Genomic DNA, 17,392 nt, shown 5'->3' with positions numbered 1-17,392 from the left:
AGGAGAAAGCCCCCTATCTTCGCCTGTTATTTCTCTAAATCAAATCTCTCATATAAATCATCAAGCATAAGGTTGGCAGCGCGAATTCCTCCGCCCATATTCCATGTTACTTCATCAACCATATAAACTTGGTCCTTCTGAACAGCATCTAAGTTTTCCCATAGAGGGTGACTTGTCCACTCTTTATAGTTCTCTTCGATCGCTTTGTCATCACTCATAAAGATATAGAATACGTCAGCGTTCATTTCAGTAATACTCTCTTTATCGGTTAACTTAACTCCCCATACATCTTGTTGCTGATTCTCAGGTCTGGTAAAACCAGCCTCTTTTAAGATTTGACCTGCGAAGCTATCGAAATAAATACGTGCATGGTCACTGCGGAAGTTAAGTACTGATACATTTTGAGGCCATTTGTCACCCAACTTGTCTTCAACTTTCGTTTGGAAGTCCTTAATACGATTGTCCCAATCTGCAAGAAGTTCATCCGCTTTATCTTGTTTATTCAGAGCTTCTCCCATAACCGATACGGTTCCTTTAAAGTCATAAAGCTCCTCAATGGCAATGGTAGGTGCGATTTGTTTCAATTTCTCATAAATTTCTTCATGACGTGTCTTCGAAGCAAATATTACGTCCGGATTTAGTGCAGAAATTTCTTCTAAGTTGGGCTGTGTTTCTTGCCCAACAATAGTCGCCCCTTCTAAATCCTCACTTAAGTAATCATAGATCGGCTGTTGCACCCACGACTCCACAATTCCATCAGGCTGAAAACCAAGAGCCGTTGCTGCGTCATTAGCTCCCTGATAAAGCGTAACGACCTTCTCCGGTGTTCCTTCAATGGTTGAGGTCCCCATTGCGTGCTCAATTTCTCGCTCTTCCACATCCTCTTTTGACGTTCCTTCCGATTCAGACGCTTCTCCAGAATCGCCTTCACTACTTCCACATGCAGCAAGGAACGTTGCCATCATGAGTACAATAGCTATGACTCCCCACTTATAGGATATGTTTTTCATATGTATTTCCTCCTCCAACGATACTGATAATCATTATCACTAACTAAGGCTATTGGAGTTGCGGTCTTATGTCAATACATTTTGTGAATTTCGTTTATTGAAAAAACATTTCTTTCGGGACAGGGGGACAGGTACCTTGTCCCACCGCTAGCAAGCCTCTGCCGTTTGATCTGTGACCTTTTATAAGATAATGACGCCTAAAACGTCAGAGATCAGCTTGATCTGTGACCTTTTCACCTCTTAAAATGCAAAAAAGTCACAGATAACCAGTATCTGTGACTTTTTTATAAAGTTAAGACTTCAAAAGGTAAGAGAGACGAACGATCAGTGACTTTTTCATCGCAAATACTCTTTGAAAGGTCACTGATAACTGATCTTCTTTCTAAAAGGCAGGTAGCCCACTTGTTTCTTACCCCTCTCCTCTGTCTTCAAGCACATGTTGAAGGTTAAATCGTTCCCTAGCCAGCCTCACAAAATCCTCATATTCCAACTCTTCCTTCACCTTCTCCCCATCTTCCCAAGTCGTCATAGATGAAGAGGTTAACGTCTGGTTTCCGCTTTCAAAAAGCTGGACAGCGAGAGGGCTTTTATTAAACTTAGATTTCTCATGCGTCTCAATCAAGTGCTGAATCTCAATCATTTCATCTTCAACCTGCATAAGAGGCGTGGCACTGAATGCGTAGCCAATTCTCCTCTCCTCATCTTTATCCTTTACCTTCACTTCAAGAACATGGTCTCCATAATCCGTATCGATCTGGCTTACTTTAAACTCCCCGTTCCTCGATGTAACAAGCTCACCTGACATAGGAACAAGTGTTAAAGGAAGATTGCCCCCAAACCCAACATCCATCAAGTAATCGCCTGACTCGTCATGGATAATAACCGCGGCATGTGTTCTGCCAGTATCCGACCACTGATCCTCTGCCGCGTTATACACCTCCCCGCGCACAAGAGAAACGTGAAATCCATTGTCTTTGAGAAAGTAATATAGGAGAGGATTCAGTTCATAGCAAAGCCCTCCCTCCTCTTCTTCAAGAATCTTGTGACGAAGATTCTCCTTAGAGATCTCCAGACTGTTATTGTTCAAAATCCGGAAATTCTCAAACGGAATGGCCCAAGCTGTTTTCTCAAGCACTTCAGGAAGGTTTGTAATGGTTAGTTCTGTTCCGACTGGCAATCCAATACGTTTTCTATAAGTCTCGTTGTAGGACATCAATCTGCTACACACCCTTTTTATTTCATATCGTACTATTCATTATGGCACAGACACGGGCCAGAGGGACAGGTACCTTGTCCCAACCATCCGCCTCTGAATGTTCTCTCTACAGAGATGTCTCCTCTTACCTTTTAAGTCAACAGAAGGCCTATCAGCTTAATCAAGACACACGAAAACGTGAGAGATACGTATGATCTCCCACGTTTTTAAAGAGTATTGAAAAGATAACAGATATTCCCTCTATTAACCGTTGGAAGCACTAGAATCGTCCCCGTGCTTCACTCTGTGAATAGCGGTGTATAACCTATGTAACCTGGTTATTTGTGGTAAAATAAAAAGTCCTTATGAATTTATGAAAATCTGTACTTAATTTCTTTAATAATAGGTATTCATTTATAAAAAAGGAGCAAATCATATGACCCATATTGATATTACGATGACCCTGTATATTCTATTTATAATTGTAGCGACTTTTGTAAGCTTTAAATATGGTTCAATTATGATTCGAAAAACAGGACAGTTTCTACAAGTAGTCGTCATTGCTGGAACGGTTAACTTTTTGTTAGGTTTAGTTGCCATCATAGGATGGTTCTTCTTTGCTGGCCCTATAAATGAATTCTTATTATTTGGTGGCTTGGTTTTAGGTATCGGTTTATTAGTAGCAGGCGAGGCTATTTTGGTGACAACCTTATGGCTGAAGCGAAAAAAGTGGATACAAACCTATCACAACAACTACTAATGAGCGGTAACGATGCGGGATAAGGGGACAGGTACCTTGTCCCAACCATCCCCCTCTGAATGTTCTTTCTACAGAAATGTCTCCTCTTACCTTTTAATTCACCAGAAGGCCTAACAGCTTAATCAAGACACACGAAAACGTGAGAGATACGTATCTCTCACGTTTTTAAAAAGAGTATTGAAAAGGTAACAGTTATCCCATCTATTAATCGGAAGAAGCACGAGAACCGTCCCCGTGCTTTCGTAAAAAATTTTAGCGATACAGGACATAGAGTTCCATTCTATTTCCTAAAAAAAGCGTAAAACATCCCCCCCTGCGTTTAAATGTTTTCATTTATCCTGAAACTTCCATCATGTAAAATCGTACTTGATAAAGAAAGGAGGTGAGTCGGATGGGATCAGGTATAAATCAAGGACCTTCAGATCTAATATTTTCGATCGGACCTTATTTTATCGCCATTGTATTTATCATCGTCATCGGTGGTATTCTCTTTTCCCTTTTCACTTCCATTAAGCAGTGGAGTGACAACAATAAGCAACCGGTTTTATCTGTGAATGCAAAAGTGATTAGCAAGAGGACTGAGGTTAAGAAACGTGGCGGCGCTGGTGATGATCACGGATCTAGCACTCGTACATACTATTACACAACATTCGAAGTTGAAAGCGGCGACCGGATGGAGTTACCGATGAACGGTCGCGACCAAGGCTTATTAGCAGAAGGCGATGTGGGGACCCTTACCTTTCAGGGGACACGATACAAAGGATTTGAACGCATGGCGGGCTAAGGTGAAAACGAGCACCTCTCTCTTGGTAAGTTCGTAATCAATAGCCACCTGGGGGACGTTATGAAGTTACACAAACCTATTCTATTATTAGGAATCAGTATAGTATGTTTACTTGGCTTCGCCATAAGCAACTACATAAATCCGAATGTCCAAAAAGCATTCGAAAAGAATTACATAACTGAAAACGTGATAAGAGTCCTACAAACAGATTGGCATGGGAAGGAAGGCATCGCATTTGTTGCTGTAAAAGGAGAAGACAATGAGAAAAAGGTCTGTAAAGGGCATATACATAGGAACGTTATTGATGCTAATGTTTCTGCCATAAATTGCGTACCTTTATCAAACCACTAAAATAACGATGGGAGTTACGGAGCCAAAAGCTTTGGGGATAAGCATCTATTATTTGGGTTTACCCAGGCAAATTTAACTGTGGAGGTAGAAGGGCAGCAAATTACATCAGTCACCTATAAGAATGTAAAAGCTTGGTATACCTTCTATGATAGGAGCGCAGAAAACACTGAGCCTTCTTTTCTAAACTTGAATTGATAATGATGGCTAATGAAATGAGGAGGACAACTCCCTTCCCCCTCGCGCTTCTCTATGACGTTTCCCACGCGAGAAATAATTAAAAGGTAAGAGAAACATCTGCTATGTGACGTTCTTATAACAGGGATCACTAAAAGGTCAGAGATCAAGAGGATCTCTGACCTTTTCAAACGCTGAGTATTCTAAAAGGTCACTGAGCGCCTTTAGATATTATAAAAAGGTCCATCATACTAAATCCCGTGTTACACCAACCACTCTTTTAAAATCCCTACATTCAATTCCAAAAACGAAGCATTGGCTTCCACCCCTCTACGCTTACACCACCCAATACTATTAAAAGCGTCCGTAAATTGATAAAAAGGCAACACCATTTCTAAATCAATCAGCGGTCTCACGGACTTATAACCTTCTTGATAAGCTTGGAAAAATCGATCATCATAAGCCAAAAAATCTCGATGAAGCTTCGTGAAGTCGATCTCGGTGGAACCAAATCTCACGCTTTCAAAACCGATAACTCCACAAACCGTTTCGTCATCGACTATAATATTGCCTGGCCGAAAATCCATATGTACAAAGCTTGGGCCATCTGGCGCTGGGAGCTCGTGCTTCATCTGTTCGAATTTCTTCAACGCTTTCCTATATAAAGATTCATCAAGAACGTCATGAACATCCTCTGCAAAACTATAAAACTGCTTTTCGAGAAAAGTGGACCAGTTCGGAAATTCATTTTTAATTCCCTTCAATGACTTTTCAGGCGGACGAATAGAATGCATCTCTGCTTGAAGAACTCCGACCTGGTAAGCGATGTTTGGTGTAGCTGCCGTTGTGAGCGGTTTCCCATTTAATTCAGACAAAACGAATGCTCCAGGACACTCCTCATCCCCCTCCCAATGATCCAATAGTGCAGGTATAGCAACTTTTCCTTTTAAGATCTCATATGCTTCCAACTCTCTCTGAAACTTCAATTTAGAAAAAGGGATTTTCAGATAGACACGTTCCCCCGTCGACAACACACATTGATAAACGGTTGAGCTAAAAGAATCTTCTACCTCATTCGCCGATTCCACTTGTAACCCTAGCTGTTGGATAACTCGGTTCAGCATGACCCTATCCCCCTCTTTCACACACTTACAGAAAACCTGAACCCTGGTTGTTTAGCACTGTCTACAGCTTCTCTTAGGTCCATCTGAGCAAGCAACTCGTTCATAATGAATCGGTAGTACACATAAGGTACAGACTGATCCGTATCAACGATGTTTTGCATATCTTGTTTCTCGATGTCTTTATCCATTTGTTTAAACTGATCAGCGGCTAAAATAGCAAACCCTTCATAAAACCACCGCGGCCCCATTTGTTCTTCCTTCCCATCTAATATTCGAATATGAAGAGCGTGAGCCAGTTCATGTGTAAGTAACTTCTCATACGCATCATTTTCACGACCATACGGAACATTCTCCCTATACTCTTCAGGCCTAACCGCAACGAGTAACTCATCCGAGACAAAAGCGGAGTAAGTGCTAGGAATAGTCGATCCGCTTGCAAGATCAAACGTGCGTATGACCTCACGATTAAAGTCTTCCTTCGTTCCGCATACGTGAACCTTTTGAATTAAAGGCGTCGATACACACTCCTGCCATTGATAGTAATTGGCGAATCCTGATATCCTCTTATGCGCGTCACGGACCGCGTCCTCATACCATTCCCTATGCTTCTCTTCTTCTGCCGGAAGTTCAAGCGTAATTTCAAGAGTGTCGATTAATGCTTCCATGATGTGAAACCTCCTATTCCAAACTGTCCATATTTGCCTACTGTTTATCTTCCATATCCCTGACCAAAATCCCTTCAACGGTACAAGGGGACAGGTTCCTTGTCCCGCTCTATGAAACTAAGAAAGTACGAGTCCTACTACTCGCTTCCACGCTCACTAAATTGAAACCTTCCCCCAAAATAATACGTACATTAGAAGAATAAGTAGGAGGGAACTTGAATGAAACAAAAACTAGAAGCGATTACAGAACGGTTGAAAAGGAAGTTCGGACTTGAGGATTACACCCTTGAGCGCACCCATCTCCATAGAGAAGTCGAACCGTTTGAACAAACGCAATATGTATATAACATGGAATGGTTCCCGGAAGGCTCAGGACCCGTTGAAGACGACTTGAACCCAGAAGGAACGGCATCCATCGATGTGGACTTACATACTGGAGAAGTAAGAAGTCTGATTTTTGTAGGTGGTGTAAGTGAGGCAAAGACCCCAACATTGCCTAGTGAACAAAACGTCATCCATTGGGTGGAAAAGGAGACAGGACTCTCACACGGAGAGCATTTCTTTTTAAAAAGTAAACAGGATCGAACATACATGTTCTCTTCAGCAGTAAACGGAATTCCAACCAGCCCATCCGGCATCATTTCGGTTGAATTAAATGACAAAGACAAGCTCGTGTTCTTCACCATTCACGGCTATTTTCCAGAAGGGCATGACGTACAGAATGAGTCTTTTTCTTTATCTCTAGAAGACATTCCTGATCGAATCACGGACCAATTGATGCTTGTAAACTTTCCAATCATGGAAGCCAAACGTTTTGAATCGGTCTATGCATTAGAAGAGATCTACATCACGAACGATGGCAAAAAGACTCGCCCTTTTCTACTTAGAGATTCGGTTCATCTTGTTCCTGTTGGCGAAAGGATGACCTACGAACCACGTGTAGATGAGCATTTTCAAGAAGAAAAGATCGACTTATCTGATGAGGTGACCGTTGAACAGGCAGAAAAGCGTGAACCCCACCCTGATCTGATTCCTATATCAGAAGAAATGGTTGAAAACACGCGGGATTCAGTACACGGATTCTTACAAGTGGTGTATCCAGGTGATTCTGATAAATGGATCTTACAGTCTGTAGAACGCGAGAATGGCTATCTACTAGCACGACTTGAATTCGCGAAGAAAACGAATGATTTTTATAAGAGAAAGTTGAACGTATTCCTAAACGAGAACGGCACTAGAGCCCTTACCTACATCGAGAATGATTTCTTCAAAGAAATGACCTCTGATTTCGAAGGAGCAGAACCAGCAACTCTAACAAAACAAGAAGCCTTGAATCTCCTAAACGATAAAATCACGCTCACCCCTGTATACGTATTAGACCACACGAAAAAACAATATTCGTTATACGGGAAGCTCGACTGTACCTATGGAGTAGACGCACATAGCGGAGAAGTAAAACCGTTATCTGAAGTTGGCGCGGGATAAGGGGACAGGTCCCTTGTCCCACTCCTCTCCCTCCTAAAGAAAGAGCAGCTCCACCCTTAAGTGTTAGACAAAATCTATTAAACTAGGAAGGTGAGCTCAAGTGAAAAAGGTTGGTGTCATCCTTATAGGCGCGATCATTTTGATTGTTACAGTTGTCAGTATCCCTACATTGAGGGCTCAAATGAAACTAAATGCTTTTGAAGATGAGAAGCAAGTCTCAAACGAAACAAAAGTCGTTACGTTTGATGAATATTGGGATCTATACTACACACAAACAGAATTAGCCCAGGAACTAGAAGCGACCACCAAATATTCACTTATAGCCGAAAAAGTACGAGATGGCAATGATGAAGCCTCAACGATCAGCCAGTATTTACATGAACATCAAGATTTGAAAGTTAAAATTCAAATTCCGATTACCACTTACAAAGACGACAACAAAACGATTACGTTCATATCCGGAGAAGGCGAGATTCTTGAAGTCTACAAGAACGGTCAGTGGAAAGCGTTTGATGAGGAGATGTAGCGGGTTAAGGGGACACGAACGGGATAAGGGGACAGGTACCTCGTCCCACTTTAGGCAAGGATACCGAACTTAGCTTTATCTGACGTTTTGCTATAGGAATAAATGGATGTGTTAAAAATCGCTTATCAGTGACGTTTCAATAATTTTAAATCTAAAAAATCAAATGATCGAGCACTCATTATGACCGAAAGAATCACAAGAACCCTCTCCATGCTCATACATCGTTATGTACTAATCAAACGATGTAACGGCCATCCCTTACTTTGACTCCAGGCTTTTAATGAGTCGGATCGCCCAGTATAAAACAATCCAAGGAAGAATATATTTCGTCACCCACTCCGCCATACCTAACACAAAAAAAATGATAGCGTGAGGGTTCACCCCTAAATAGGGTGCCGTAAAGTATAGGACCACGATGGCCACCACCACTAATAACATGTCCTTAAAAGAAATATCACTCCGTTTCATACTACTGTTACCCACTCCCTTCTTCTACCACGAGGAAGGGGGCACTGGCACTAGCAACCGTGTGCCAAGACATCCCCATGGCACTCCCATGATACACAACCGATCAATGATTGTGAAGCACCCGAACGCTACACAGCCCCCGCTCTCATTTATAAAAAAGTCCCAATGCTCAGTCAAAACCTCCTCTTTAATTCATCAACTTTTTTTGATTAAAACGATTGACTTCTATCCAGATTCCTGAAATAATACCATTAATCAAAAAAAATTGATGAATGAGGTGAAAAGGATGAAGGAACTTCCCATCATGAATACTCAGGAGCATATCGACTACTCTACTTACGTCCAAAAGTTCAAAGCTTTAGCAGATGAGCAGCGCTTGATGATTATGAACCTGTTAACGATTAACGGAAGATCTTGTGTATGCGATTTAGTCGACCAAATGCAGTTATCTCAATCAAAGCTTTCTTACCACTTAAAGATTTTGTGGAAAGCTAATTTAATAACAAAAGACACCGAAGGAACCTGGAGTTATTATGCAATTAACGAAAGTGAAATCGACGGGTTACTATCAGAACAATTGTGCTGTTTATTCAAACCTAGTAAATAAGACACTTATCACTAGGTTTTTATTTTCAACTATTAATCAAAAATTTTTGATTAATAAAGAAATGCGTTAGGAAAAAATTGCCAGAAACTTCTAGTTTCGCTTCATTACGTACACCAAAAAATGATTGAGGAGGAATTACATATGCTACTCGATACAGTTAAAAGTTTTATGATGATCGGACTTGAATTATTGGTTTTATTTATCAGCGTTTCATTCTTAATGAATTACCTCCAAAAGTATATCCCTTACGAGAAGATTGACACCTATTTCTCTGGTAAAAATAAAGGGTTCGGCTCCCTATTTGCGGTAATCTTTGCTTTTATTACCCCTTTTTGTTCCTGTTCGACAATACCAATCGTTGTGAATATGCTTCAGAAAAAGCTCAACTTCGGTCTTGTGATGATCTTTCTCTTTGCTTCTCCTTTACTAGATCCAACGATCCTTACCGTAATGGGCGTTATCCTTGGTTGGAAGGTCACCTTGATTTATACCCTCATCACCACCGTTTTTTCAATCATTATTGGATTGGTCATCGAAAGAATAGGGTTTGATAAACACGTTAAAGATGTCGTAATGAATGGGTTTTCGATGGAAACCCATGAAGCTACCACTCTTAAATCTGCCTGGAGTGAAACTGTAGGGTTAATGAAAACCGTTCTCCCTTACCTTCTGCTTGGAGCCTTAATTGGTTCGTTGATTCACGGCGTCGTACCAACAGAAGTGATATCCACATACTTAAGCAGTGATGCATGGTGGCTGATCCCAATTGCTGCAGTCGTTGGAATCCCATTATATATAAGACTCTCTAGCATGATCCCTATTTCACAAGTCTTGGTCATGAAAGGCATGGCGCTCGGCCCTGTTATGGCAATGTTAATCAGTTCCGCTGGAGCCAGCCTGCCAGAGATTATATTGTTGAAATCAATCTTTAAGAAACCATTAGTGATTACGTTCATCGCCTCCGTCATCATCATGTCCACCGTGTCAGGATTTATATTTTATCTCGTCTAGTACGCGCCATAAATCAAAAAAAGTTGATTAACAAAAGGAGGTGAAAGTATGAAAAAGTGGCTTCTTTCATTAATAGGAAAAAACAACGAAAAGAAAGCAGATTGTTGCAAAGTAGAAATTAAAGAAGTGAAAAAGTAAAGGATGGGGGGCAAGCGTCAGCCCCTTGCCCTCCCACTCGATATATAATATTTACATAAGTCTAGTACTAATTAAAATCGCTCACCTTTTTACCTGTTTCACACTAAAAATTATGCACAAGGTAACAGATTCTCACCACCTAACTTGAAGAAGCGCCAGAACCGTCCCCGTGCTTCCGCGGACACGCTCACAGGGATGAGGGGACAGGTACCTTGTCCCAGAGAAACCCAAGAATCATTCCTCAAACAAAAGAAATCTTCACTCTGAATATTTAGAATGAAGACTTCTTTTGTTTCCTATGATTTAATCAAACCTCTTGTCTTTGTATGTCCTTCAGTTTCTCCCTCTCTAAAAAAATCAGCAACATCCTTTAAAGTAAGGTCAAGAGCTTCAAATACCTTTGAGTAGGTATCATCCGTAATCCCCCCTGAACCACTTTCCAAACGATGTATGGTCTTTACTGACACGTTAGCCAATGAAGCTAATTGCTTTTGCGTCAGTCCTTTCTTTATTCGAATTGAAAACACAATTTTGCTGTAGTTTCTAGACATTACATTCCCGCGCTGAAATTCAGGAAGCTCATCAGACAGTTCTTTTCTTACTCTCCTTAAATTAGCCATCTATATCCCTCCATAGACTTAGGTGATATGTTTGTTAAACTCCTCATCGGTTAACGTTTGGCTCACATCATACGTATGGTCTCTACAATTATCTGTAGGGTCTTTTTGACCAATCATTTTCTCAAATGGATCAACAATGCAATAGTAGACTGTTCCATCATATATTTTTGAAAAAAAAGTTGCCCTAAACCGCCAATTAAATTGCCTTAGATTGATTCTCATTTCATAGATGTTCGGCATCCTAAGCGCCTTAACAAACCCAAGCCTAACATTGTACTCATGTTCATCAACCTCAATCATAAAATTAGCATATTTCGTATCCCTATGATTAGGCGTCTGTGGTAAATCCTCGAATGCAAGGCCCTCCATTAAATCCATAGCTGCATCGATAAATTTATACTTCACTCTAGAAAAATGGCTATTTTGTTGAATTAATCGCTCGAGGTAACCCAACATACGATCGACCCCATCCATCCCTGGAACTGTAACAATAATGGCTTCTGATTTAAATTCATTTATTTCCATTTATAATATCATATATGCAATAAATCGTGAAAAAATTAATGTCATATATGACAGTTCCCCCCTTTATTATATGTAAACAACTAACACCTAGATTATAACAAAATATGGATAATTACACCTTTATTTACTACACTGGGGCAAGGGGACAGGTACCTCGTCCCGCTCTCATGAGTTGACCTACCCCATCCCCTCATTTCCTGCATGTTTTTGCATAACGGAACTTTTTTCTCTTACATCTTACAGGCAAAAAGAATAAAGGAAATGAAGCGCTTGATCTATAACTCTGTGAAACGTCAGAGATCCACATACTCTTTGACGTTCTGCTTCGATAAACTTTTGAAAATGTCCTAGATCAACACGCTATGACATAAAGGAAGCACCCCCCTTGTCCCGCCTACATATTTTACCTATAATTTGAAATAAATAGAAAAGTTCGAAGGGGGAATAGCATGGCACAAGGAGCACATCTATTATATGTAGAGGATGACCAGGAAATAGGACAGCTCGTGCAGCATCAATTAGTAGAGAAAGGGTATCACGTTACGTGGATCTGTACCGGAGAAATCGAGCGACATTCTTTAGAGACGATGGACCTTGCGATTCTAGATATTATGCTACCTGGGCTGGATGGTTTCACGATCGGTCAGCGCATAAAGTCACAGTACAAAGAACTCCCCATCTTATTTTTAACAGCAAGGACTTCGATTGAAGACAAACTAAAAGGACTTCAGTTTGCCGATGACTACATGACAAAGCCGTTCCATCCGGAAGAACTTCTATTGCGCATTGACATTTTACTACGGCGCACAAGAAAGACAGACGACAACGCGCTTACAATCAAGCACTTACATATTAACCAGGCCGCTCACACGATTGTTGATACCGACACGAATGAAGAGATTCAACTAACCGGAAAGCAGTACCACATCTTTCAATACTTCTTACAAAACTTAAATCAAATTCTGACAAAAGAACAAATCTACACAAAGATCTGGAAGCAAGATTACATAGAAGGCGACAAAACGCTAAACGTTCACATCCGCTACTTACGTCAAAAGGTAGAGAAAGATCCGCAGCATCCTCAAATTATTGAAACAATTCGAGGTCTCGGATATCGAGTGAAATCATGAAATTATCCAAAAAATATACGCTCATTATTGTAGCTTCCATTTTACTTGCTCCCCTTTCATACTTTGGAGTCAATTTTGCCTATTACACCATATTAACCAACGTCGCAGACCAGTCATCTGAGAACTTTCAAACAGAAGAGGGACTAACCCATCGTGCAAACACCTTTACAGAATCGCTCCAAAACCAGTCAACAGAGTCCATCCTCTCTTCCCTTCAGCAAGAAGAGACCCAGGATACTCGCTTATTATGGGTGAACGACCAAGGCCAGGCTCTTTACTCTGAGAGTGCCACCCCCACTGATACCACATCAACGCTTGCCCTCATGGAAGAGAAGAAGAATGAAGGGTATTTCGTTACGTCCTCCTACATAGAAGGTAGTGAAGATCAAGGATATGTTTTGTTTATGGTGCCCCATTCTAAGCTTGGGAGCAGCTGGACCGTATTACGCGACCGGTACGCGGTTTTCTGGTTTGCCACACTTGGGCTCATTTGGTTCGTTTTCGTGTTCATTTCCTGGTTGTTCTTTAAGAAGATCAGCACACGGCTCAGACACATGCAACAGAACATGGAGTCCAATCAAAACAGGGTCATCCCGACAAAACTAACCATTGAGAAGCACGATGAAATCGGTGAATTGGGACAATCCTTTAACCATATGGTCGAACAACTACTTGAAAGCAGGCAGAAAGAGAAAAACGAAGAAGGGATCCGGAAGAAGTTAATCGCAAGCCTCTCTCATGACTTACGAACACCACTCGCTGTTATGAACGGACACGCTTATAATTTGAAACAACAACCCCTTACGACAGAAAGCCAACAAGCCGTCACCGTCATTCAACAGAAAATAGACTTTGTGTCAGAACTAATTGAAAACCTCACCTCCTACACCGTTCTCTCAGAAGGCAAGCTACCGCAACGTATGGAAAGAATAAACGTGACACAACTCGTTCAATCCACCTTGATTGAGTACTACCCTCTATTTGAGCAAGAAGATTTTGAGGTTGACGCCCACCTTGTGGAACCACTCTATTGGCAAGCGGATGCGACCTGGGTCAAACGCATACTCGATAACCTGTTTCAAAACGTCCTTCGCCATGCCTCTGAAGGGAAATATATAGGTGTCCAAACAACAACGAATGAGGGTCAACCCGCCATCCGTGTTGAAGATCACGGACCCGGTATGAACAGCACGTCGAGTCACAAAGGAACAGGCATTGGCCTATCAATTGTGGATATGATGCTCGACCAAATGAATCTAGCAAAAGAGGTACACGACCTCTCACCTGGAACCGTTATCCTCCTTTATCCGAAAAAAGACTGAGCGATCATAACAGGTTCGGTTTTCGAGTAGAAACGCACAGGTATAGTGACCTGTACGTTTCTTAATTTAAGAGTTTATTAGAAAGATCTTAATAGAGAATGTTGGAATTTTACGGTAAAATAATTGTAGATTATGAAAATGATGTACGTAAACGAACGCGACAGGTTAATTGAAGAGAATGGTTGAACAAATCTTTTTCGCAGTTGTAGAAAAGGGTGCAGTAAAAGGGGCGAGGGGAGGCAAATATGACTAACAAAAATAATACTAATAAAGAACAAGATCATAATGATAGGAACTCATTTGTAGGTTTTGGAGTTGCCTTCGGATTGCTTGGAGGGGCTGTATTTTCATCTATTGTTGGAATGTTTTTTGATTTTCCACTCATTTGGGCTTTTGGACCTGGATTAGGAATGCTTATTAGAATAGTAATAGGCTCAATAATTGATTTAAATAAATTTAAAGAATAGGAGTTCTATAATTTGAGTGTTTTAGAAAAAGTATTATACAGTTTTGTTATAGCTATGTCTGTTATTATATTGAATTTTACTTTCGAAATGATAGTAAACAAATTTGGTAACTTAAATGACCCTACCTCCGCAATAGATTACATAAAAATAGGTATTCAAACATTTGTAAGTGCTTTCGTGGTACTACTCTTTATAAAACCAAAAAAGAATAGAACTAGGTGAAGGTATCACATTCCGTTAATAAGGGCTTTTGTTGAATGAGGAAACACCTAGATCAGTAGGATCGATTCAGTAATCGGTCCTATTTTTCGTTCTCGGATGCAGACTCATGCGAATTGGACCCCTATTTAAGGTGTTATTCGATTGTTTGTACTCCAAAATCGAACCCGTTAGAGCGATCTTTCTTTTTTAAACAGAATTTAACCTTCACGCTCCCCCCTTTTTAACCTCCTGTCTATATAATCTGACGTAAGACTTACAGAAAGGCAGGGGTATAATTTCATTATCTTGTATACCATGCTTGCTCTTGGAAGCTTGTATAAGCTCAGTTTACAAACAAAAATGTAAAGAAAGGATGACATGACATATGGAGATAATTTTGTTAATAGCTTCAATGATCGCCTTATTCATTAGCTTTGTGGTATTCGGAGGACAGCTCCTCCGCTCCGGGCTAAAAGGAATCCGGTTCAAGAACAACCGCAAGGCATACAACGTGATGGCCGTTTCCTTTTTGACCTATGTGGTTACGTTTTCTATTTATCTAGTGATGGCAAATTAAGTTAAAAAAAGCACGGGGGCTCTCCCCCCGCGCTGCCTGGCCTTCCCATTATGAACAATGAGTGGATTGTATAGAAAAGAATCATCGCCCATGGTATCGTATGGATTCTCTTTTACATAAATATAGTTTCTCCTATAAAATCTCCTAAACCTGAAGACCAAATTATAAGGAAAATTACACTTAACAATAGTCCTGAAAGTCTCCAAATCCGTGATTGCATTTTGATTTGTATGAAATAGAATATCCCCCAAATGAAGTAAGAGGTTAACACTCCAAACCATACATCCGCAGTAACTCCAGTCTCACTCATCCCAAACCCAAATAGCACCAAAAGATTAAAAATGGTTAGTATGATTAAAAGTAAAATATTCAGGATATGTCCGACCTTAAAACCCAAGTTTAGCCCTCCCCATCACAAACAATTATGGTACATATTTCCATAAGTTAATTTCCTCAAACTTGTTTTTCTTCTGGGATAAGTGGACAGGTACCTCGTCCCACCATGTGAGCTCAATAGCAAAAAAGCACAGGGACGGTTCTCGTGCTTCCTAAGATGTGTGCTGGAGGTTAGATCTATTCCCTTTTTAGGTGATAAAGGGGTAAAAGGGGCACTGAGGCGCTCCTTCAATGACCTTTTCAATAGATTGTAGGTACAAAAGAAAAGGCACCGAGCGCCCAGCGCCAGGGCCAGGGCGGATCTGTGACCTTTTGAAGTAATTATAAACGCAAAAGGTCAGAGAGAGCAGATCAGTTACCTTTGGATGCCTAACAACTGTGAAAAGGAAAGAGGTCGAGCGCTCTTTCTTTCCAAATGAGCGCGAGAAGCGCCCTCCGCTCCCTTAAAATATAGGCAACTCTCAGAAGAGATACCAGGAAATTACCTAGGTAGAAAAGTCCCCCTCAGCAACAGAATAATTAAATTCTAATAAACCATTAAGCAAAAAGGTTCATATTTTAATTTTTAAGAAACGAATGTTTAAAATATTAATCCATTGTGTTTCAATATAATGGTATTATATTAAAAAGGTGGAATATCATTGAGTAAACTTAAATTTTTAACGTTAAACATTCTATCGATCCTAGCAGTTTCTTTATTTTTTGGATCGACACTTGTAAATGCTAAGGAAGTTAAGGCATCAGACTTCCCTCTAAAATCTGTTGAAAACTACATAAATTATCTAGAAAATTATAACGAAGAAGATGCCCTTAACTTAGGAGTAACTAAAAATAATGCACAAAAAGCAGTAGAACAAGCCGAGAAAAATCTAGAAGAGTTTAAATCTTTAAGTAATGTAAAACAAGAGCAGTTTCTTAATTATCTAAGAAACCCTAATGAAACGATTGAGCTGTCCATGAAAGGTACGGACAAGAATCTAGAAATTAATACCCAAAAAGACGTAATAAAAAACAATTCCTTTTCATTAATGACTTCCAGGAGTACCAAAAGGGATATAGAACATACACATACATTGAAAGTCATGGGGATTAGTTGGACAAAGTATAAAATAATAGGTTCATATGAATATAATTCTAGTGGCGCAACAGAAGTTCTTTCTGGTACTGGCTATGTTAGCCATAATATAAACCCTACAGTAACGAATAGCAAAATTACTGATGATAGCTATATCAGTGGTGGCATCTATTACGGACACGCAGTCTTTTCATACAAAATTGGTGTAATCGGAACTGGTTGGGGGGGCCAAATCGGAACTGTGCATATTAAAGTAGAAGGTAATCAATACGGCAAAACTTCAGGAAGTGCTTATAAAGATTAATAGTATAACAGTCAATGATTGTTAATATTTAGGGAATGTAAGGAGGATACACTCTTGAAAAAAATGTTCATAAAAGCTCTAGTTATTTTACTAGTAGCTTTTGCGATTTTTGCTCTAATAGGTATTATAAGTTTTAATATTAATTTATAAAAGAAGTTTGAAAACGCAGAGACGCTGTGAGGGAAGCGCAGGGACGGTTCTCGTGCTTCCCGGGATGTGTGTTGGAGGTTGGATCTGCTCCCTTTTTAGTCGATAATGGGGTAAAAGGGGCACTGAGGCGCTCCTTCAATGACCTTTTCAATAGATTGTAGGTACAATAGGGCACTGATCACGCGGATCAGTGCCCTTTTTTTATAAAAAGAAATCAAAATCGTCACCGAAGCGAGTGATCGGTGACGGTTGGCGTCCTTTTAGGAGAGAAAAGACACTGAGCGCCCCGCTCCAGGGCTGCTCTGTAACCTTTTCAAAGAGTTTGCA

The 17,392-nt window shown here is 40.4% G+C and carries 18 protein-coding genes; 12 read left to right on the top strand and 6 right to left on the bottom strand.

Going from position 1 to position 17,392, the window contains the following annotated elements:
- Positions 1-26: 26 nt before the first annotated feature.
- Both ACYX4O_RS06085 and ACYX4O_RS06080 read right to left on the bottom strand, forming a co-directional pair.
- Positions 27-1,010, bottom strand: coding sequence for an ABC transporter substrate-binding protein (locus tag ACYX4O_RS06085; RefSeq protein ID WP_476355490.1), 984 nt, complete (start codon positions 1,008-1,010; stop codon positions 27-29).
- A gap of 409 nt (positions 1,011-1,419) precedes the next feature.
- Positions 1,420-2,223, bottom strand: a complete 804-nt coding sequence (locus tag ACYX4O_RS06080) for an arylamine N-acetyltransferase family protein (protein WP_476357024.1) — start codon at positions 2,221-2,223, stop codon at positions 1,420-1,422.
- 418 nt (positions 2,224-2,641) lie between these two features.
- On the opposite strand from ACYX4O_RS06080, the gene ACYX4O_RS06075 reads away from it, so the two are divergent.
- The 3 genes from ACYX4O_RS06075 (at position 2,642) to ACYX4O_RS06065 (ending at position 4,100) form a co-directional block, all read left to right on the top strand.
- Positions 2,642-2,965: a hypothetical protein gene (locus ACYX4O_RS06075; RefSeq protein ID WP_476355488.1), complete on the top strand. Its 324-nt coding sequence runs from the start codon at positions 2,642-2,644 to the stop codon at positions 2,963-2,965.
- A 391-nt stretch (positions 2,966-3,356) separates the two neighbouring features.
- A complete protein-coding gene (locus ACYX4O_RS06070; RefSeq protein WP_476355486.1) occupies positions 3,357-3,749 on the top strand; it encodes a DUF2500 domain-containing protein in 393 nt (130 codons plus the stop codon).
- Positions 3,750-3,809: 60 nt separating this feature from the next.
- Entirely contained in the window at positions 3,810-4,100 is a 291-nt protein-coding gene (locus tag ACYX4O_RS06065) for a hypothetical protein (protein ID WP_476355485.1), read from the top strand.
- 437 nt (positions 4,101-4,537) lie between these two features.
- On the opposite strand, the gene ACYX4O_RS06060 is transcribed toward ACYX4O_RS06065, so the two are convergent.
- Together ACYX4O_RS06060 and ACYX4O_RS06055 are read right to left on the bottom strand one after the other, a co-directional pair.
- Positions 4,538-5,398: a phosphotransferase family protein gene (locus ACYX4O_RS06060; RefSeq protein ID WP_476355483.1), complete on the bottom strand. Its 861-nt coding sequence runs from the start codon at positions 5,396-5,398 to the stop codon at positions 4,538-4,540.
- A gap of 17 nt (positions 5,399-5,415) precedes the next feature.
- Positions 5,416-6,063: a hypothetical protein gene (locus tag ACYX4O_RS06055; protein ID WP_476355481.1), complete on the bottom strand. Its 648-nt coding sequence runs from the start codon at positions 6,061-6,063 to the stop codon at positions 5,416-5,418.
- A 219-nt stretch (positions 6,064-6,282) separates the two neighbouring features.
- On the opposite strand from ACYX4O_RS06055, the gene ACYX4O_RS06050 reads away from it, so the two are divergent.
- From ACYX4O_RS06050 to ACYX4O_RS06035, 4 genes are all read left to right on the top strand, one after another.
- Complete coding sequence (locus tag ACYX4O_RS06050) at positions 6,283-7,548, top strand: hypothetical protein (protein WP_476355479.1); 1,266 nt, start codon at positions 6,283-6,285, stop codon at positions 7,546-7,548.
- A 100-nt stretch (positions 7,549-7,648) separates the two neighbouring features.
- Positions 7,649-8,074, top strand: a complete 426-nt coding sequence (locus ACYX4O_RS06045; protein ID WP_476355477.1) for a hypothetical protein — start codon at positions 7,649-7,651, stop codon at positions 8,072-8,074.
- A 754-nt stretch (positions 8,075-8,828) separates the two neighbouring features.
- On the top strand, positions 8,829-9,149 hold the full coding sequence (locus ACYX4O_RS06040; protein WP_476355475.1) for an ArsR/SmtB family transcription factor: 321 nt from the start codon (positions 8,829-8,831) through the stop codon (positions 9,147-9,149).
- A 141-nt stretch (positions 9,150-9,290) separates the two neighbouring features.
- The gene (locus ACYX4O_RS06035) at positions 9,291-10,160 is read left to right on the top strand and encodes a permease (RefSeq protein ID WP_476355473.1); all 870 of its coding nucleotides are present in this window, start codon (positions 9,291-9,293) and stop codon (positions 10,158-10,160) included.
- Between the two features lie 434 nt (positions 10,161-10,594).
- On the opposite strand, the gene ACYX4O_RS06030 is transcribed toward ACYX4O_RS06035, so the two are convergent.
- Positions 10,595-10,918, bottom strand: a complete 324-nt coding sequence (locus tag ACYX4O_RS06030) for a helix-turn-helix transcriptional regulator (protein WP_476355471.1) — start codon at positions 10,916-10,918, stop codon at positions 10,595-10,597.
- Between the two features lie 18 nt (positions 10,919-10,936).
- The gene (locus ACYX4O_RS06025; RefSeq protein WP_476355469.1) at positions 10,937-11,443 is read right to left on the bottom strand and encodes a hypothetical protein; all 507 of its coding nucleotides are present in this window, start codon (positions 11,441-11,443) and stop codon (positions 10,937-10,939) included.
- A gap of 449 nt (positions 11,444-11,892) precedes the next feature.
- On the opposite strand from ACYX4O_RS06025, the gene ACYX4O_RS06020 reads away from it, so the two are divergent.
- From ACYX4O_RS06020 to ACYX4O_RS06000, 5 genes are all read left to right on the top strand, one after another.
- Positions 11,893-12,573 carry a response regulator transcription factor gene (locus ACYX4O_RS06020; protein ID WP_476355468.1) on the top strand — a complete coding sequence of 227 codons (681 nt, stop codon included), beginning with the start codon at positions 11,893-11,895 and terminating at the stop codon, positions 12,571-12,573.
- Positions 12,570-13,895, top strand: a complete 1,326-nt coding sequence (locus tag ACYX4O_RS06015) for a sensor histidine kinase (protein WP_476355466.1) — start codon at positions 12,570-12,572, stop codon at positions 13,893-13,895. The genes ACYX4O_RS06020 and ACYX4O_RS06015 overlap by 4 nt, the downstream gene beginning before the upstream one ends.
- 245 nt (positions 13,896-14,140) lie before the next feature.
- Positions 14,141-14,362, top strand: coding sequence for a hypothetical protein (locus ACYX4O_RS06010; RefSeq protein WP_476355464.1), 222 nt, complete (start codon positions 14,141-14,143; stop codon positions 14,360-14,362).
- Positions 14,363-14,948: 586 nt separating this feature from the next.
- Entirely contained in the window at positions 14,949-15,140 is a 192-nt protein-coding gene (locus tag ACYX4O_RS06005; protein ID WP_476355462.1) for a hypothetical protein, read from the top strand.
- Between the two features lie 1,037 nt (positions 15,141-16,177).
- Positions 16,178-16,915 (top strand): hypothetical protein, encoded by a 738-nt coding sequence (locus tag ACYX4O_RS06000; protein ID WP_476355461.1) that lies wholly within the window; start codon positions 16,178-16,180, stop codon positions 16,913-16,915.
- The last annotated feature ends 477 nt before the right edge of the window (positions 16,916-17,392 follow it).

The organism is Pontibacillus sp. ABV4_188, from assembly GCF_056311905.1.
This window is presented reverse-complemented; position numbering and strand designations above follow the sequence as displayed.